The organism is Bifidobacterium sp. LH_450 (assembly GCF_056356715.1).
Map to the genome: position 1 here is coordinate 311,384 of NZ_JBKEUU010000001.1, position 19,129 is coordinate 330,512.

The 19,129-nt window shown below is 68.1% G+C and carries 13 protein-coding genes; 4 read left to right on the forward strand and 9 right to left on the reverse strand.

The features are described 5' to 3' along the window. On the reverse strand, positions 1-1,812 hold the full coding sequence (locus AC1AXT_RS01430) for a DEAD/DEAH box helicase (RefSeq protein ID WP_476540505.1): 1,812 nt from the start codon (positions 1,810-1,812) through the stop codon (positions 1-3). A 200-nt stretch (positions 1,813-2,012) separates the two neighbouring features. On the opposite strand from AC1AXT_RS01430, the gene AC1AXT_RS01435 reads away from it, so the two are divergent. After that, entirely contained in the window at positions 2,013-2,957 is a 945-nt protein-coding gene (locus tag AC1AXT_RS01435; RefSeq protein ID WP_476540034.1) for an AraC family transcriptional regulator, read from the forward strand. Here the strand turns inward: AC1AXT_RS01435 and AC1AXT_RS01440 are convergent, their stop codons facing one another. After that, positions 2,958-4,310, reverse strand: a complete 1,353-nt coding sequence (locus AC1AXT_RS01440) for a uracil-xanthine permease family protein (RefSeq protein WP_476540036.1) — start codon at positions 4,308-4,310, stop codon at positions 2,958-2,960. It abuts the gene before it with no gap. A gap of 448 nt (positions 4,311-4,758) precedes the next feature. Beyond that, the gene (locus tag AC1AXT_RS01445) at positions 4,759-5,844 is read right to left on the reverse strand and encodes a YeiH family protein (RefSeq protein ID WP_476540038.1); all 1,086 of its coding nucleotides are present in this window, start codon (positions 5,842-5,844) and stop codon (positions 4,759-4,761) included. Between the two features lie 239 nt (positions 5,845-6,083). Between AC1AXT_RS01445 and AC1AXT_RS01450 the strand changes: the two genes are divergently transcribed. Next, positions 6,084-7,139, forward strand: coding sequence for an alpha/beta hydrolase (locus AC1AXT_RS01450; protein WP_476540040.1), 1,056 nt, complete (start codon positions 6,084-6,086; stop codon positions 7,137-7,139). Between the two features lie 12 nt (positions 7,140-7,151). Here the strand turns inward: AC1AXT_RS01450 and AC1AXT_RS01455 are convergent, their stop codons facing one another. The 4 genes from AC1AXT_RS01455 to AC1AXT_RS01470 all read right to left on the reverse strand — a co-directional run bounded on the left by AC1AXT_RS01455 (position 7,152) and on the right by AC1AXT_RS01470 (position 12,330). Beyond that, on the reverse strand, positions 7,152-8,375 hold the full coding sequence (locus AC1AXT_RS01455; protein ID WP_476540042.1) for a metal ABC transporter substrate-binding protein: 1,224 nt from the start codon (positions 8,373-8,375) through the stop codon (positions 7,152-7,154). 438 nt (positions 8,376-8,813) lie between these two features. Next, on the reverse strand, positions 8,814-9,908 hold the full coding sequence (ychF, locus tag AC1AXT_RS01460; RefSeq protein ID WP_476540044.1) for a redox-regulated ATPase YchF: 1,095 nt from the start codon (positions 9,906-9,908) through the stop codon (positions 8,814-8,816). A gap of 240 nt (positions 9,909-10,148) precedes the next feature. Beyond that, positions 10,149-10,940 carry a pyrroline-5-carboxylate reductase gene (gene proC, locus AC1AXT_RS01465; protein WP_476540046.1) on the reverse strand — a complete coding sequence of 264 codons (792 nt, stop codon included), beginning with the start codon at positions 10,938-10,940 and terminating at the stop codon, positions 10,149-10,151. 52 nt (positions 10,941-10,992) lie between these two features. Then, positions 10,993-12,330, reverse strand: a complete 1,338-nt coding sequence (locus AC1AXT_RS01470; RefSeq protein ID WP_476540048.1) for an alpha/beta fold hydrolase — start codon at positions 12,328-12,330, stop codon at positions 10,993-10,995. A 105-nt stretch (positions 12,331-12,435) separates the two neighbouring features. Here AC1AXT_RS01470 and AC1AXT_RS01475 point away from each other — a divergent pair, with 105 nt between their 5' ends. After that, a complete protein-coding gene (locus AC1AXT_RS01475) occupies positions 12,436-14,895 on the forward strand; it encodes a sensor histidine kinase (RefSeq protein WP_476562919.1) in 2,460 nt (819 codons plus the stop codon). Between the two features lie 5 nt (positions 14,896-14,900). Then, positions 14,901-15,608 (forward strand): response regulator, encoded by a 708-nt coding sequence (locus AC1AXT_RS01480; RefSeq protein ID WP_476540051.1) that lies wholly within the window; start codon positions 14,901-14,903, stop codon positions 15,606-15,608. A gap of 18 nt (positions 15,609-15,626) precedes the next feature. Here the strand turns inward: AC1AXT_RS01480 and AC1AXT_RS01485 are convergent, their stop codons facing one another. Together AC1AXT_RS01485 and AC1AXT_RS01490 are read right to left on the reverse strand one after the other, a co-directional pair. After that, positions 15,627-18,272 (reverse strand): ABC transporter permease, encoded by a 2,646-nt coding sequence (locus AC1AXT_RS01485; protein ID WP_476540053.1) that lies wholly within the window; start codon positions 18,270-18,272, stop codon positions 15,627-15,629. 63 nt (positions 18,273-18,335) lie between these two features. After that, complete coding sequence (locus AC1AXT_RS01490; protein ID WP_476540055.1) at positions 18,336-19,079, reverse strand: ABC transporter ATP-binding protein; 744 nt, start codon at positions 19,077-19,079, stop codon at positions 18,336-18,338. Positions 19,080-19,129 lie beyond the last annotated feature (50 nt).

Consider the following 19,129-nt stretch of genomic DNA (forward strand, 5'->3'; position numbering starts at 1 on the left):
TTACCGGCGCCGTCCGCCCTGGCGGAACGGCGCCTTGCTTTTGCGTGTGGGCTTGCGGCCCGGGTTGCCTGCGGCGCCCCTGCGCGGGCCCTTGTCCTTCGCGCGCTTGCGCTGCGCCTGTGCGCCACGGGATGCCGCGTTCTTGCCGGAGCCTTTGCCGGCCTTGCCGCCTTTCGGCTTCTTGCCGTAGCGTTCGTCGTCGCCGTCATGGAGATGCCCGTCGCGGCGCTTGCCTTTCACGCCGGCCTTTGCGCCCGTTTTCGCCGCGCGGCGTTCGGCTGCCGCGCGCCGTTCGGCATCGACCTGCCCCAGTTCGCGGTCCAGGTCGAACGGCTCGCCGGAGCGCTGCGGCTTGCGGCCGGCGTATTTAGCCGCCCGGCGTTCGGCCCGGTTGGCGGGGCGGCCCGTACCGCTGGCGTTGCGCCCGTTCCCGTGGCCCTTGCCGCGCGGGCGGGAGGAACGCCCCTTCCCCCGGCTCTGGGCCTTGGGCTCCTCGAGCGTCCATCCGAAGACGGGTTCGGCGGCCTGCCCGACCAGCTGGGAAACCAGCGGGTCGTCCACCGTCACCTTCACCGGCTTCCATTCGATGCCGGCTTTCTTCACCAGATGCTTGACGTAGCGCCGCTCTTCGGGCGTCATGACGGTGACGACGTCGCCGGCACGCCCGGCGCGGGCGGTGCGGCCGGAACGGTGCAGGAACGACTTGGCGTCCTGGGGAGGGTCGACCTGCACGACGAGCTCGACGTCGCTGACGTCGATGCCGCGGGCCGCCACGTCGGTGGCCACCAGCACGTTCACCGCGCCGGTTTCGAAGGCCTTGAGATTCCTGTCGCGCTGGTTCTGCGAAAGGTTGCCGTCCAGTTCGGCGGCGGGGATGCCCGACTGCGTCAGGTGCTTGGCAAGCTTCTTGGCCTGGAATTTGGTGCGCGTGAACAGGATGCGCCGCCCGCTGCCGGAAGCGAGCCTGTCGACCAGCGCGGCCTTGTCGGACTTGCGGATCTGGAACACGTGGTGCGTCATCGAATCGACGGCGCTCGTCACCTCGTCGACGCTGTGTTCCTTGGGGTCGTGGAGGAATTCCTCGACGACGTTGCCGACGCCATGGTCCAGCGTGGCCGAGAAGAGCATGTGCTGCGCCGAGGGGGCCACCTGCCGCAGAATGCGCTGGATGGGCTCGAGGAAGCCCATGTCGGCCATTTCGTCGGCTTCGTCGAGCACGACGACCTGCACGTCCGCCAGCGTCAGCTGGCCTTGTTCGACGAGGTCCTCCAGGCGCCCCGGGCAGGCGACGACGATGTCGGCGCCATGGCGCAGGTCGCCGATCTGGCGCTGGTAGCGCACGCCGCCGTAGACGGTCGTCACGTCGATGCCGACGATCGACGCCAGCGGCGTGACGACTTCGGCGATCTGGTTGGCCAGCTCGCGGGTCGGCGCCAGCACCAGGCCGCGCGGATGGGGCACGAACCCCTCGGCCATGCGCTCCTCCTTGCGGCCGTCGCGCGAACGCTTGACGGCCTTGCGGAACTGGCTCATCGTCGCGTTGCCGTCGAAGCGCACTTCGGAAAGCCTGGCGACCATCGGAATGGCGAAGGCGAGCGTCTTGCCCGAGCCGGTGCGCCCGCGCCCCAGCACGTCGCGTCCGGCCAGCGAATCGGGCAGCGTATCGGCCTGGATGGGGAACGCCGTCTTCTTGCCGTCGGCGGCAAGCACCCGCACCAGCGGGCCGGGCACGCCGAGCTCGGCGAACGTCGGCGCCGGCTGCCCGTCGCCGTCGAGGCGTTCCAGTTCGTCGACGTCCGCGGACGGTTCCATCGCCAGCGGCATCGGCTCGTTGATTGGATGAAGTTCAGATTCAGTATTCGGCACGATGGCCTTTCACATAGTAGGAGCTGCGCATAGGCGCGCGAAACCATCCCACCTTAGCGCCATCCCCCAACTTTTGGTATCCGGGGCGGCGGCGCTGTAATATCAGAATCGTATTTTCCATTCGGACAGCACAGGGAGAAGGGGCGATGGGACCTGCACGGCCAGCGCAGCGCCATGCGGCCGATACGGCGCACTGCAGCACGGTGTTCTCCGATTTGTCGGAACGGCTTGCCTACAACGATCCGCAGGTGCCGATCTATGCGCGCCGCGATCCGATCTCGGCGCTGCCGAACTACCGGTGCCCGTGCCACTGGCACCGCGACCTGGAATTCATACGCGTCGTCAGCGGCGAGCTGGGGTATTTCGTCAACGGCGCCACGATGGCGATCGGCGCCGGCAACGGCATCGTCGTCAACTCCAGCCGGCTGCATTATTCCTTCTCCCCCGGCCGCAAGGAAGCCTGGTACGAATGCGTCGTCGTTTCGCCGGCGCTGTTCGAATCGCTTTCCAGCGCCACCCAGGCGCGCTGCAGCCATGCGTTCGCCCAGAACATGGACGATTTCCTGCTGCTCGATTCCCGCCGGGACGCGGACCGGCCCACGCTGGAGCTGATCGGTTCGGTCGTCGACCTCATGGCCCGGCCAGCCAACCCGCTTCCGGCCGTCAGCCAGGCAATCGCGCTATGCGACGGCGTGCTGGACCGCTTCCAGCCATCGAGCGCCGAAGGCGCCGCCTCCCCGCTGGAGCAGCGCGACCGCATGACGATCCTCGAAATGACCGGCCTGATCCAGCGCAGCTACGCCCAGCCGCTGGGGCTGGACGACATCGCGGCCGCCGGCCTGGTGAGCCGCTCGCAATGCTGCCTGCTGTTCAAGAAATACGTGCGCCGCACGCCGAACGAATACCTCACCGAACGCCGGCTGGAGGCGGCCAAGCAGATGCTTGCCGACACCTCCAGCCCGGTCGGGGAAATCGCGCGGGCGTGCGGCTTTTCGTCGTCGAGCTACTTCATCGCCGTGTTCCGCAAGGCGATGGGCGCCACGCCGAAGGAATACCGCCAGTCGCTCGAAGCGCGGCGCGCCGGGCTGTAATCAGTCCTCGCGCTCGACGAATTGCCCGGCCCTGCCTTCAAGCGGGTCCGTGATGGGTTCGTCGACGATCTCCTCGTAGCCGCCCTTCGGAATGGCGCCGGTGGCCTTGCCGATGGCCTTGAGGCCGTGGTAGAGCACGAGCACGGCGATCGAGCCGATGGCGATGCCGTTGAACTGCACCTCGCCGGCGGCGAACGTGAAGTCGGCGATGCCGACGATCATGACGACCGAAGCGGTCATGATGTTCAGCGGCTTGCCGAAATCGACCTTGTTGTCCACCCAGATCTGCACGCCGATCATGCCGATCATGCCGTACAGCAGCGTCGTGACGCCGCCGAGAACGCCGGCGGGGATCGAGTTGATGATCTCGCCGAACTTCGGGCACAGGCTCAGCAGGAACGCGAATCCGGCCGCGCACCAGTAGGCCGCCGTCGAATACACCTTCGTGGCGGCCATGACGCCGATGTTCTCGCCGTACGTCGTGGTGCCGGAACCGCCGCCGAAGCCGGCGATCGACGTGCCCAGGCCGTCGGCGATCAGCGCGGTGCCGATCTGGTCGTCGTAGTCGCGCCCGGTCATCTGCGCCACCGACTTGACGTGGCCAACGTTCTCGGCGACCAGCACGAGCACGACCGGCAGGAACATCGGGAGCACCGAGAAATCGACCTGCGGCGTATGGAACTGCGGGAAGCCGAACCATGCCGCTTCCTTGACGGCCGTGAAATCGACCTGGCCGCGCGCGCACGCGTAGGCATAGCCGATCAGCACGCCCAGCAGGATGTTGAGGCGCCCCAGCATCCCCTTGAACAGCATGCCGACCAGGAGCACGGCGGCCAGCGTGATCAGGGCCGTGTCCGGCGCCGCCTGGAAGTTGCTCCACACGCTGGGCGCAAGGTTGAACCCGATGATCGCGACGATGGCGCCGTTGACGACCGGCGGCATGATGCGGTCGATCCATATCGACCCCGCGTAGTGGACGATGACGCCGATCAGGGCCAGCAGCAGGCCCGTGCACATGATGCCGAAGCTCGCCACGGCGATGCCCTTGCCGGAGGAGTAGACGGCGGCGATCGGGGCGATAAAGCCGAAGGAGGAGCCGAGGTAGCTGGGCAGCACGTTCCTGTTGATCAGCAGGAACAGCGCCGTGGACAACGCCGTGAAGAACAGCGTCGTCGAAGGATCGAAGCCCGTCAGGATCGGCACGAGGAACGTGGCGCCGAACATCGCCACGACATGCTGCGCGCCGATGCCGGCCACGCGGGGCCACGTCAGGCGCTCGTTGGGCTCCACGACTTCGCCTGGCCCGAGCTTCTTGCCGTCGCCGTGGAGCTTCCAGGTGAACATATTGGACATCTTTCCTCTTTCGTTGATTTCCGTTGGTGCGCAGGAACGACAGGGCCTGCGGGCGGCAAGCCGAAGATGTCCCAGCGCGCACTCCCCCGCGGAATCTTGAAGGAAAGAAACGCGAAAACCGGAAGCGGCCGCACGAGCCGCCGGTCGAATATCCGGGCCGTGCGAACGAGCCCGGTCAAGCAGGGCCGTCCACCGGCTCCGCTTTACCCGGCGTAATTGTAGCGGCATCGGCGGCAACGCGCATGCCGGTACCCACATAGCGGGCACTCCATACCGGATTGCGGAACGGAACGCATGCTAAAACGTTTTGGCATGCCGATACTGTGAGCCACGCCACATTCCGGATAGAGGGGAAGACCCCGACGCCGGCTGCAACGCATAAGGCCCCTCCCCGACCGGGAAGGGGCCTAGAGGGGCGCCTCGGGGCGGCATACCCCGGCGGAGCCGCCTAGAAGAACACGACGGCGATCAGCACGCAGAAGCCGAGCAGCAGCACCGATGCGATGAAGCTGGCCAGCATCGCGTTCTTGCCGCGCTTGGCGAGCACCGAGAAGTTCACGTTGATGCCCAGAGCCGCCATGGCCATGCCCAGCAGGATGTAGGCGATGTCGACGCAGACGTTGGTGATCTGCTGGCCGGTGGCGCCGCAGGAGGCGATCAGGATCGTGCCGATGACGGAGGCGACGATGAAGCCGATCATGAACCACGGGAAAGCGACCTTGCGCTTGCCGTCCGTCTTGACCTCCGACTTCGTCTTGTCCCACCAGATCGCGATGATGATCGCCGCGAACACGAGCATGAGCACGCGCGAGAGCTTCATGATCATCGCCATCGTCTCGCCTTCGGAACCCAGCGCCGCGCCGACCGCGACCGCATGCGCGATTTCATGCAGCGAGCCTCCGGCGACGATGCCCAGCTGGGTCTTCGACAGGCCGGTCATCGGGCCGAACACCAGTTCGATGAGCGCGAAGACGACGCCCATGATCGCCACGATGGCCACGGCGATGACCTCGTCGTTCGCCTTCTCCTCCTTGCGGTCGTCGGCGACGTTCATCGAGCCGGAGATGCCCATGACGGCGGCGGCGCCGCAGATGCCGGTACCGCCGGCGACGAGGATGGCCAGCATCGGATCGACCTTGAGCCAGCGCGCGATGGCGTAGGTGACGACGACGGTCAGCGCGACGATGACGGCGGCCAGCGGCAGGCACTTGGCGCCGGTGGTGAGCAGCAGCTCGAGGTTGAGCTTGAAGCCGAGCAGGATGATGCCCAGGCGCAGCAGCTTGTTGGCGATCAGCCCCGCCGCGTCCTTGACGCCCGCGGCGCGCGTTGCGTCGCCGTGCACGTACCAGGAGCGCAGCGGGAACTGGATGACCATGCCGATGAGCAGCGCGATGATCAGCGCGCCCAGCAGGCTGAATCCCGGATACTGCTTCAGCCATGAGCCGATAAACGACGCGGCCAGTGTGAGGACCGCTACCACCGCCATCTGCGGGGTGGCGATCCGCTTCCCCCATTTTGTACAGAACTCTTTCATGCTTCCATTAAAACCCCTCGCACTGAACTGTATGGACACTGCCGCCCGTTTTCTCGCTGCCAACGAACGCCGCGCAACCCCAGCGAGCCGTAGGCAGGGGGCCCATCGGCAGAAAACGTTTACCGGCAATCTTCTCCACAAAACCCACGCAAAGGGGGCGCCTGGCTGCGCCCGCGGCGCCGCGGAGGTATCGTAGACGCCAGCATACGCCGCGCATGCGCGCGGCGGGGAAGGACGATATGGCAACGCACAACCCGTACCCCCATCCGGCCAGCTGGGACGGCCCGGTTCCCGACGACGAGACGATGGCGAAGCTGGCGCGCTACTGGACGCAGATCGACGGCGACACGCAGGGCTCCGCCACCGCAGAGCGCATCGTGCGCAGCCGGCTGGACACGGCGGCATTCGATTTCCCGCGCACCGCCTACTGGCACGATCCCGAGGGCATCGACGTCTTCGAGGACCTCCCCTACCTTCCCGACGGAGGGTATGGGGACGGCGAATGCCGCGGCCACCTGCTCGACCTCTACCTGCCGCACGACGCGGCGGTGCGCGGAGGGCACACGCTGCCGGTGTTCATCGACATCCACGGCGGCGGCTTCAGCTACGGCTACAAGGAGCTCAACCGCAATTTCTGCACGCATCTGGCGGCCGAAGGGTTCGCCGTGTTCAATCTCAATTACCGCCCGGCCCCGCAGACGGACCTCAAAGGCCAGCTTGGCGACATCCAGGCGGCGCTGCGGTGGATCGCCGCGCATCTTGGGGACGTGCCGGCCAGCGGGCGCAACGTGTTCCTGACAGGAGATTCGGCAGGGGGCGCGCTGGCATGGCTGACGGCGCTCATCGCCGCAAGCCCGTGGGCGGCGGCGCAGGCCGGCTTCGGCGACGCGGCGCCGTTGCCGGTCGCCGGAGCCGCGCTGGTCAGCGGCGCCTTCCGCCTCGCCCCCGGCGCGCAGGCGCGCGAAGGGCTGGAGCACAGCCTCGGCGACGGGTTCTTCGAAGGGGTCGGCGCGGCGCTGCTCGACCCGGCGCAGGCCGTTGCGGCATTAAGCGAACGGGCCGAGCCGTTGCCAGCGCTGTACCTGCTGACCAGCAGCGACGATTTCATCCAGACCGAAACGCTCTCGCTGGCTGCGGTGCTGGCCGAAGCCGGCGCCGATTTCGAGCTGCACGACGTCAAGGTGGCTCCGACGCAGACGCTCGGCCACGTCTTCCCCGTATGCATGAGCTGGCTCGACGAAAGCCGGCATGCGCTGCAGCAGATCAGGCGGTTCGCCTACCGCAACTGCCGCTAGCGGCGCCGCGTGTCAGTCGACGGCGCAGACGTTGGCATGGATGTTCTTCGCCATGCCGTCGGTCGTCGCGTTGAAGTTGTATTGCGGGAAGTCGCTGTCGGCGTATATCGCGTTCTTGTCGGCGCCGAGGAACAGGTAGGCATAGCTGTTCGCGGCGCCTTCCCAGTCCCGTTCGCCGTTGACGCCGTAGGTGACGGACGGCGTCGACGTGCCGCAACGCTCATAGGCGGCGATATGGCTGATTTCATGGCGGATGACGGCGCCGAAATCGGCGCTGGCGGACGCCCGATCGTAGGCATAGTACCGCTGCATCGAAGCAAGTTCTGAGTTCATGACGTAGATGAGCGGCACCCCGCTGGACGCCGTGTCCAGCACGCACACGAAGGCGGCCGTGTTGTCGTCCCCGAGATTCTTGAAGTCGCTGCCGTCGCTCTGCTTTGCCTTGCACGACGCGGCCGAGGAGGAATCGACGTAGCGCACTTCGGTGCCCGCGGCGTTCGCCAGCGTTTCGGCGATGCGCTTGGGCTCCATGCCGTCGGTGGACAGCGCGGCCACCTGCTGTTCGCGTGCGTCCCATGCCGCGATGGAGTCGAGCATGTCGCCCAGCCCGTAGTCGTCCGAGTAGCTTCCGCTGGCGCTGGGAATGGGTTCGCGCGCCTCGAAGGCGCTGACGATGCCGTCGGCGCGGCTGCGGTAGTCTGCCGCATCGGCCGCGGACAGCGACGGCGAGGCGAGCCTGTCGCGGACGTTGCCCAGCGACCTGAGGAACCCCTGGGCGTATTGCTTCGATACCGAGCGCGCCGGCAGCCCCAGCTGCGCAAGGGCGGCGTAGGTGACGTCGCCGGCGTTGCCGCTGGACGCGCCGAGCTTGGCTGCATAGGCATCGTACTGGCCGCTGACGTATTCGTAGGCTTCGCTGGCCGTCTGGCCATCCGCTCCGGAGCCGGACGAGGCCGAAGGCTGCGATGAGGAATAGGGCGTCGACGAGGCGGAAGGGCGTGCCGACGAGCTGGCATAGGCGCCGGAGAACGCGGACGACGACATCCGGTTCGTCTGGCTGGCCGCGATGGCCAGCATCAGCAGGAACGGCAGCACCAGGATGACGACGACGGCCAGCACGGCCGCCTTGCCGCCGCCGGAGCCCCGGTGCACGGCCATGGGGCGGCCGCCAGGCACCCCCGCCTGCGCATAGGCGCCCGGGCCATATGGCGCCGCGGCGCGCATGGGGCCGGCCATATACGGCTGCTGCGCAGGAGGGTAGGCGGCCCGCCCCCGGTAAGGGGCTTGCGGCGCGGCGGCGCGCGGCGGGGCATAGGACGCCGGCCGCCTCTGGCCGGAAGGCCCGGCATAGCGCGGCTGCCGGGCATAGGATTGGGCATAGGGCTGGGCCGCCTGGAAGCCACGCCGCGGCTGCGCATAGCGTTGGGGCTGTCCCTGGGGCTGCTGCTGGGGGTATGGCCGTGGCTGTCCGTAGCGAGACTGCCGGGCATAGGGCTGTCGCGCAGTACCGGCCGCGCCCTGCACAGCAGGCTGGGCCGCATGGGGAGGGTCGGCCGGACGCACCGGCATGCCCTGCGGGCCATGGGCGCTGTATACAGGCGGCTGGTACCGGGGTCCTGCAGGCTCTCGGTTCACGCTTTTCCCTCCTGGGCTGGCCAAGGCTTGTCGAACGGCTTATTTCGAAACGTTGAACTTGAATTCGACGATGTCGCCGTCGGCCATGACGTAGTCCTTGCCCTCGAGGCGCAGGCGTCCCTCTTCCTTGATCTTCGCCATCGAGCCGCCCGCTTCGACGAAGTCGTCGTAGGAGACGACCTCGGCCTTGATGAAGCCCTTTTCGAAGTCGGTGTGGATGACGCCGGCGGCCTGCGGGGCGGTGGCGCCCTTCTTGATCTGCCAGGCGCGCACTTCCTTTTCGCCGGCGGTCAGGAACGTCTGCAGCCCGAGGATGTCGAAGCCGACGCGGGCCAGCTGGTCGAGGCCCGATTCGGCCAGGCCGGCGTCCTCGAGCATCTCCCGCGCATCGGCCTCGTCGAGCTCGGTCAGCTCGGCCTCGAACTGGGCGTTGAGGAAAATGGCCGGCGCCGGGGCCACCGAGGCCGCCAGCTTCTGCTTGAGCTCCTCGTTGGACAGCTCGGCGTCGTCGACGTTGAACACGTAGATGAACGGCTTGGCCGTCAGCAGGTGCAGGTCGTAGACGTCGGCCTTGTCGATTTCGCCGTTCTGCGCCGCCGCGTCGATCGTGCGGCCGGATTCGAGGATCTCCTTGGCCTTCTTGACCGCTTCCATGTAGGAGGGCTCGATCTTCTTGCCGCGCAGGTCCTTCTCCAGCTTGGGCAGCGCGTTGTCGATGGTCTGCAGGTCCGCGAGGATGAGCTCGGTGTTGATCGTGTCGATGTCGTCGGCCGGGTCGACCTTGCCGTTGACGTGGACGATGTCGTCGTCCTCGAACGCGCGCACGACTTCGCAGATCGCGTCCGCCTCGCGGATGTTGGCCAGGAACTTGTTGCCCAGGCCCTCGCCTTCCGAAGCGCCCTTGACGATGCCGGCGATGTCGACGAACGTGACGGTCGCCGGCACGATCTTCTCGGTGTGGACGAGGTCGGCCAGCACCGGCAGGCGGCTGTCGGGCAACGGCACGATGCCCGTGTTCGGCTCGATGGTGGCGAACGGGTAGTTTTCCGCCAGGACGTTGTTGCGGGTCAATGCATTGAACATGGTGGACTTGCCGACGTTGGGCAAGCCGACGATACCAATCGTAAGAGACATGCCTACCAACGTACCTTGCCGGCTTGTCATTGGCAGCAGCCCGTCCTGGCGCAGGCCCAGGGTCACACGAGGCTGAAGCCGAGCCCCTTGCGCCCCTGGATCACGCCGCGCGCCATCTCGTCGAACGCCTGCGGGGCCGATCCACCGGCACCTTCTAAACCACCGGCGTCACCAGGCCCTGGGCGCCGAAATCGAACGCCTCCTCGAGGTCCTTGCGCGTGCCGGCCCACACGCCGTCCGCTATTGCTCGATGGCGTCGACGGCCTTGATGACGGCGCCGCGGAACGCCGACTCCTCCAGGCTGGCGACGCCCTTGATCGTCGTGCCGCCAGGGCTGCATACGGCGTCCTTCATGGCGCCCGGATGGGTTCCGGTCGCCAGGTAGAGGGCGCCGACGCCTTCGATCATCTTCGCGGCGAGGCGGTAGGCGGTATCGCGCTGCAGCCCGTACTTGACGCCGGCATCGCCGAGCGCCTCGAGGTACATGTCGGTAAAGGCAGGGGCACACCCGGCGATGCACATGCCGATGCCCATATGGGCGGCATCGACGCGCTCGACCAGGGCGATGGATCCGAACAGCGTCTCGAATTCCTCGCGCTGCGCACCCGTAAGCGTGTTGTCGGTTTCGGCGATCAGGACGCCTTTGCCCACCGCCATCGGCGTATTGGGGATCGTGCACTGGATGTGGATGCCTTCGGCCGCCGCCCCGAACATCTCCAGATACGACGCGAGGTCCCAGCCTGCCGCAAGCGACACGAGCATCGTGGACGGGTTGGCCAGCTGCGCCGCCAGCGGGCCGACGACGGCCTCGATCTGGTACGGCTTGATCGCCACGATGACGATGTCGGCTTCCTGCGCCACTTCGGCGGCCGAATGCAGCGGACGGACGCCCAGCGCGCCGGCATTGCGTTCCAGCTTGTCGAAGTGGGCGGCGCATGCCACCATGTCCTTCCCGCTCGCCGTTCCGGCGCCGATCAGTCCCTTCGCGATGGCCTGGGCCATGTTGCCGAAGCCGATGAATCCAATGGTCATGTAATTCCTCCTCGATGTTCTCGAATCCTGGCTGGCGCCGTCCGGCCGGAGCCTAGAACAGCCCTTCAAGGTCGCCGCGGGCCAGCGCCTCGTCGAACAGGTGCCGGAACACCTTCGGGCCGTGCACGCCGTCATGCTCGAATTCGTTGGTGACCCACGCATGGGCGTTGCCGATGCGCGAAAGCGTGTCCAGCGACAGGTCGCTCGGCACGTACATGTCGTCATAGTAGACGGCGGCCTGCAGCGGCACGTCGTTGCGCGCCAGCCTGCGGGCATCGTATACCGTTCCGAAAACGGTCGACTCCATCATCGCCTCCACGGCACCGCGGAACGGCTTGAGCTGGCGCTCCTGCTCGAACATCCACGGGAAGGCCGCTTCCCCGGTCATCATCAGCGGGCGCCTGGATACGTCGAACTGGGGCAGCGAATCGCGCACGCGCTGCGCCGCCCATGCAATCGGCCTGTCCAGCTGCCCGTTGGCGTAGATGAATTCCTGCAGCGGCCAGTACAGGCCATGCGTGGCCGTGGCTGCCATGACGTCGAACAGGAAATCGTCGGCGAGCCGGGAATTGGGATTGGCCGAACCGTCGCCTGCCGCGAACGCTTCGTCGAGCAGCCAGTGGACCTTCTCGAAGCTCGGCTTCATGCCGAACGACGCGCCCAGGGTCTGCAGCCGTTCGACGGTGAAGGGGTCGCCGTTGGGCAGCGCCACGTCGCCGGCCGACAGGCGGTCCGCAATGAGATTGACGCGCTCGACGTCGCCCGGATAGCGCGCATAGAATTCCGCCGTCTTCTTCTCCATGCGGGGGAACGTATGCCGGTACAGCTCCTCGGCATCCGCCGGAACGTGCGGGATGCCGCCGGTCGTGAAGCACGCCGACAGGCCTTCGGGGAACAGCGACAGGTAGGTCAGCGTCAGGAAGCCGCCATAGCTTTGCCCCAGCGTCGTCCACTTGGCGCCGCCGAATTCGGTCAGGCGCAGGTGCTCGAAATCGCGGATGATCGAGTCGGCGAGGAATTTCTTGAGATAGGCCGCGCCGTCTTCGGCATCCATCGCGGCGATGACGCCGGCGTCGACGTGGGAGGAGCGGCCGGTGCCGCGCTGGTCGGGCAGCACGATGCGGAAATGCCTGGCCGCTTCGGCAATCCAGCCATCCGAATCGGGCGACAGGGGCCGCGGGCCCGCACCGCCCGGGCCGCCCTGCAGGAATACCAGCAGCGGCAGGTCGTCATGGACATGCTCCGCGGCGCACACGACCCGGTAGAACAGCGAGAGCCGCTTGCCGCGGAACCCCTTGCCGGGAACGTGGCCTTTCCAGTCCAGCGGAACGGTGATGGAGCGGTCCTCCACCTTGAGCCCGGGCACGTAGTATTCATCGAGTAAAGCCATCTGGACACCTCCGGGCTGCCATTATCCACCCAGCCACGGGCAAAGCAGCCGCATCGTCCTGGAAGACTATGGCGGCCGCCATCGGTTCCCGGTACGGTGGAAGCCATGACGACACGAGGCAGGGCCGCGCGCTGGATGCGCGAGCATCCGACGGTACAGGACGCGCTTGGCGCCGCCATCTGCATGACGGTGCTGGTGCCCGCAGCCGCAGCGTCGGAACACGCCGACGGGCTGCTGTTCGCCATGTCCCCGCTGGCGCGCGGCGCGTGGGCCGTCGCGCTGCTGCTGCCGATGGCGCTGCGCCGGCGCAGCCCGGTGCTGGCGGCCAATCTCTTCCTGCTCGTCGCGGGAGCGCAGATGCTGTTCGGCCCCGTCCTCATCGACGCCGACATCGCATCGCTGGCGATGCTCTACGCGGTGCTCGTCTACGGCCCCAGGCAGCTTGGACGCCGCTACGTGGCGCTGGCCACGCTGTACGTGGCGGCGGATGCGGCCGCGGAGTCATGCAATTCGGCGTTCGGGCCGCTGCTGCAACGCGACGTGCCGGATGCCGATGGATCCTATCCCTGCCGCGCCGTGGTCGCCGAAGGCGAGCCGCTGGCGGAATGCCGGTATCCGTTCGCCGTGAACTTCGCCGCGCTGTGCGCGGCCCTCATGGTCTTCATCATCGCCACCGCGCTGATCGCCTACTGGCAGCGCGCTCGCCTTGAAACCCTCATCGCGCAGCGCGAGCGCAACGAGGCCATCGCTGCCCGCGACGCCGAGGAACAGCGTATCGCCGCGCTCGCCGAACGCGCGCGCATCGCCCGCGAGATGCACGACGTCGTCGCCCATACGCTGTCGATCATCATCGTCCAGGCCGATGTAGGACGGTACGCAGGCGCGGAGGACGCCGCCGTGGCGCGCAGCACGATGGAGACGATCCGGCAGGCTTCGCGCCACGCGCTCGACGACATGACGGCGCTGCTGGGCACCGTGGGCGACCCGCAAGCCGCCGGGGGCCAGCCTGCTGAGCCGCGCAGCGGGCCCGGGCCGCTGCATGGCTACGATTCGATCGGCGTCCTGCTCGACGAGGCCCGCGACGCCGACGGCGCCATGGCGCTGCGCAGGAAAATCGAAGGGGCCCGCGTTCCCGGGCGCCTCTCCCCGCAGGCTTCGGATGCCGTGTACCATGCGGTGCAGGAATCGCTGAGCAACATACGCAAATACGCCGGGCGCCATGTCAAGGCGACTGTGACGGAACGGTGGCTGCCAGACCGCCTGGAAGTCGATATCCTCGATGACGGCAAGGGGGCGGCCGCCAATCTGGACGGACACCAGCCGGGCTATGGCCTGATGGGCATGCGCGAGCGCATCGGACAATGCGGCGGAACGCTGCACGCCGGCCCTCGGCTGGCGGGCGGCTTTGCCGTGCAGCTGGCGGTGCCCTACGACGGCGAGCGTGCGCTGTCGGCGCCGCCGCAGCCGTCGGGCAGCCCGCTGCCGCGGCACGAAGACGCCCCGGACAGCCCCTCCAGCCCCGCGGATGCCCACGGCCTGCGCGCCAGGCTGCGCACGCGCCGCCTGCACCGGCCCCCTGATGGCTGGATCGCGCGCGCATCCCGCTGGTGCGCCACGCACTATGTCGTCATGGACGTCGCGCTGGCGGCCATGCTGTTCCTGATGTTCGGCGACGCCGACGATTTCTCGCTGACGGCTCCCTATGGCCTGGCGTCGGCGGCGATGGGCCGTACCGCGGCCCTCGCGTGGCCGGCGGCGTTTTTCGCGCCGTTCGCCATCCGCCGGCGCTTCCCGCAGCTTTCGGCCGCGCTCGTCGCGGCGGTCGCCGTAGGCGAAATGCTGTGGTGCCCGACCATTGGCGTATTCAACGCCTTCGCCATCATGTCGGTCTATTCGGTCGCCGTATACGGTCCCGCGCATGTCGCGCGATGGGTGGTGCCGCTGTTCACCGGCGCCTCGGCGCTGCTCGGCGTGCGCGCCGCGGCCAATGCTGCCGGATTCACGACGCTTGCAGGCTATTGGACGGGCGCCGCCGCGCAGGGCACGGCGTTCGCCGGTTCCGCCACCCCCATCGGCGTGCAGTTCGCCGTCATGTCGTGCGCCCTGTGCCTGATCGCCTTCGTGCGCGGCCGCTGGGAACGCGAGTCCGGAGACAATGCGCTGGTGCTGCGCGAACGCGAGTCGGCGCTCATCGAGGCGCAGGGCAAGCTTAGGACGCTTGCCGCCAATGAGGAGCGCGCCCGCATCGCCGGCAGGATCCAGGAGGAGGTCGCCTCCACGCTGATGCATGTGTCGGCGCAGGCCGAACACGGCATCGCGATGATCGACGCGGCGGCTGCTGCCGGAAACCGGCCTTCGGCAGAACAGATCCGCCATGCGTTCGGCGCCATCAGCGCGCAGGGCCGCATCGCGTTGGCGCGGATGCGCGAGCTGCTGGGGCTGCTGCGCCAGACGGGTTCCAGCGACGAAGCCCATGAAGGGCGACCGGCCGCCATGAATCTCAAGCCGGCGCCGGCCATGGCGCGGCCAAGCGGGGCCTGCGAGCCAACGCAGCCGCTACAGTAGGAGGCATGAACGCATCCGAACCGATCCGCATTGTCATCGCCGACGATCAGGAGCTGGTACGCGCCGGCTTCGCGATGGTCATCAACTCGCAGCCCGACCTGCAGGTGGTCGGCCAGGCGCAGGATGGCGCCACGGCCGTGGCGATGGCCCAGACGCTCAAGCCGGATGTCGTGCTGATGGACGTGAGGATGCCCGGCATGGACGGCATCGAGGCCACCCGCCAGATCAGCGCCGCGCAGGCGTCGCGCGTCATCATCCTGACGACGTTCGATCTCGACGAATACGTCATGGCCGCCATCAATGCCGGCGCTTCGGGGTTCCTGCTCAAGGACACCGAGCCGGAGACGCTGCTCGCCTCGATCCGTACCGTCCATCAGGGCAACGCCATCATCGCCCCGACGGCCACCAAGCGCCTGATCGAGCAGATGATGGCGTCCGGATTCGCCGGCGCGGCCTCCGCACGCCGCCCCGGGGAGGGCTCGGCGCAGGCGCCGGGGAGCGCCTACCGCGACCCGGAACTGGACCTGCTGACGGCACGGGAGCGCGAAGTGCTCATCGAGATCGCGCATGGCCTGTCCAATCAGGAAATCGCCGACAAGCTGTTCATCAGCCTGCCGACGGTCAAGACGCATGTCGCGCACATCCTCGGGAAGATCAATGCGCGTGACCGCGTCCAGGCCGTCGTCTTCGCCTACGACAACGGCCTGGTCTAGGCAATCCGGCGTAGACGATCACGACGCTTCCGCCAGCGCCTCGACCGGCGCCGTGCGCACGGCCCGGCGCGCCGGCAGCACGCTGGCGGCGAGCGCCGCAAGCACCGCTATGGCCACGATGGCCGCATCGGCGCGCCAGTCGAAGGGGCACACGACGTCGGCATACTGGCTGAGCACCATCGTGGAGCCGATCCATCCGAACGCGGTGCCGAGCGCGACTCCCCCGATGGACGCGACCAGCGCGATGATGGCGGCCTCCGCTGCGAGGCTGCGCCGCAGCTGCCCCCTGGTCATGCCGATGGCGCGCAGCGTGGCGGATTCGCGCGTGCGCTCGATGACCGACAGGCTCAGCGTATTGGCGACGCCGATCAGCGCGATGACGACGGCGACGGCAAGCAGCCCCACCAGCAGCGCCAGCAGCGAGTCGACGACCGAGTTCCACTGCAGCCGGATCGCGATCGGGCCGCTCACCATGACGTCCGGCGAGTCGGCGAACGCCTTCTGGAGCGCGTCGATCACGTCGCCAGCGGCCACGTCCTGCGTATCGGCCTTCATCAGCATCATATGGCCGGTAGCCTGCAGCGTGCCGTCGGAGAACAGCGCCGCGTCGACAAAGCCGACCGTGCCGTATTCCGGAGTGACGCCGCGCAGGTCGAGCGTCGTCGCGGCGAAGTCCACGTTCCTGGCCCCCGAGGGTTCCTGCACGCTGGCTTCCAGCCGCCCCGCGCGGGTATCGACAGGCTCCAGCGTGCCGGTTTCCTTGTTCTGCAGCACCATGGCGTCGCCGCCAAGGGACGCGCCGGAAACGTCGACGTTCATGACGTCCTGCAGCTGCCGGATGCCCGGAACGCCGACGATGAGCAATGAGGTCTCCCTGCCGCCGTTGTCGAAGGTCGCCGACGCCGTCGGGGCATAGAGGGACGCGGCGACCCCGTCGACATGCGCGGCCTTGGCCGCGTCCTGTTCGCTCACGTCCCCTCCGAAGGCCACGATGTCGACGCTGTAGCGCGAATCCAGCGCCTGGTCCATCGTCGCCTTGGCGCTTGCGGCGCCCGTCGCCATCGTGACGACCAGCGTGACGCCGATGAGCAGCGCGGTGCCGGTGGCGGCGATGCGGCGCGGGTTGCGGGAGATGTTCGCCGCGGCGATGCGCGCGCTGGGCCCGGCGTGCGCCGCCAGCCGTCCTGCGGCGCCCATCAGCACGGGCATCCAGAATGCGGCGGTGACGACGGCGCCGATGAACAGCGCCGCGCAGCCCAGGACGGCTGCGGCCAGCATCATGATGGCCCCGGATTCGCCGGCCAGATGGCCGCCCAGCAGCGCGAAGGACACCAGCGCGATGCCGATGGCCAGCAGCGCGATGCCCAGCACGGCGCGCAGGCGCCGGCTGCACCTGCGTTCGGACGTCTCAGCCGGCCGCAGCGCCTCGAGCGGGGAGACTGCGGTCGCCGCGCGGGCGGCGCCGGCGCTTGCCAGCATCGTGACGGCCACCCCGAACACCGCCGGCACGGCTATGGCCTGCCAGCTGAACGAGAACGGCATCGGGGCGTCGGAGCCGAACGTCACGCCCGCGGCCGCGAGCGCGGCCATGGCCGCCGTGGCCAGCGCGGCGCCCAGCAGCGACGCCAGCAGGCCGACGAGGCCCGCTTCCAGCAGCACACAGCGGTACAGCTGCCCCTTGCTGGCGCCGATGGTCCGCAGCGTCGCCAGCATCCGGCGGCGCTGCGCCACGAGCACCTGGAACGTGTTCGCGATGACGAGCGCGGCGACGAGCATCGCGAGGACGCCGAAGCATAGCAGGAACAGCGTCGAGGCGTTCACGCCGTTGAGGCTCATCGAGGCGATGGCCTTATCGGCTACCTGCGTGCGCGAATGCAGCTGGTATTGCGCGGGCAGCAGCCTGGACAGGTTCGATTCGACGGCGTTGAGGTTCCCGTTCGCCTTCGCGGCGTCCAGCTGCAGGTAGACGCGCGTGCAGGGCAGCGCATCGAACGACGGAGCGAGGCTGGCGTGCGCCATCAGCTCGTCGGACAGCACCGCGGCGCCGCCATAGTAGGCGTATGCGCCGCGCGGATCGGAGGTCAGGCCGGTCACGGTCGCGTCGTACCAGCGTTCGGCGTCCGCGCCGTCCACGCCGCCGCCTGCCGGCGTCGCCATGGCCGAGGCATAGGCGTTGCGCACCTGCACCGTGCCGCCGATGCCGACGGACAGGCGGCGCGCCTGGTCCTGCGTCAGCGCGATTTCGCTGCCCGTTTGCGGCGCGCGCCCGCTGGCGATGTCGACGGGCAGCATGGCCGCGCGCCGCGCGGTCGCCTCCCCCAGTCCGGTCGCGCTGGCGTCGCCGGAGCGCACGGCGATCAGCGCGCTGACGTCGGGCCGCACGCCGGCGGCGCCGGCGGACTGGCGCATCGTGTCGAGGCGGAACGACGCGACGGTCGCCTGCGCCGCCTGCTGCGTCTGGGTTTCATCCAGGCCGTCCTTCATCGTGACGACGTAGTTGGCGTCGCCGAACGTCTTCGTCGCCTGCTCGCGCAGCTGCGCGTCCATGGCGTTGCCGAACAGGAACGTCGCCGCGATGAACGCGCAGCCGACGGCGACGGCCAGCCCTGCGGGCACCAGCATCCGCAGGTTCTTCTTCATCATGCTCCAGGTGAGCTTCCACATGGGTTTCGTTCTCCTTCAGGATCCAGAATTCAAGATTCCCGGGCGTCGGGTCGCGTCCGGACCTTACGCCAGCGCCGCATCGCCCCGGACCGACATCATCAGACGGCTCATTTCCTGGGCGTCCGGTTCGGCGACGTCGGCGACGACCTTCCCGTCGGAGAACAGCAGCGCCCGGTCCGCATAGGCCGCCGCGACCGGATCATGGGTGACCATGACGACGGTCTGGCCCAGGTTCCTGACGGAATCCTTGAGGAAGCCGAGCACTTCGGCGCTGCGGGCCGAGTCGAGGGCGCCGGTGGGCTCGTCGGCGAACACGAGATCCGGCTTGGCGATCAGCGCCCGCGCGATGGCGACGCGCTGCTGCTGGCCGCCGGACAGCTGGCTTGGCTTGTGGCCGAGGCGCCCGCGCAGTCCCAGCGTCGTGGCCAGCCGGTCGAACCAGGCGTAGTCGACCCGCTTGCCGGCCAGCGTCAGCGGCATCAGGATGTTCGCTTCGGCGCTGAACATCGGCAGGAGATTGAAGCTTTGGAAAATGAACCCGATATGCTCGCGCCGCAGCAGCGTCAGCTCGTTGTCGCCGAGCGCCGCCAGGTCCTTGCCGTTGAACCACACGTGGCCTGAAGAGGGCCGGTCGAGCCCCGTCATCGTGTGCATCAGCGTCGATTTGCCAGAGCCGGAAGGCCCCATGATGGCGGTGAACTTCCCCCGTTCGAATGCGACGCTGACGTCGTCAAGCGCCGTCACGGCGCCGTCGCCTTCCCCGTAGGTTTTCGTAAGGCCTTGCGCGTAGATTGCATGGCTGTCCATGCCGTACCCCTCTTCCGTAGCTGCATGCGGCGCCGGTTGCGCCGCATGCC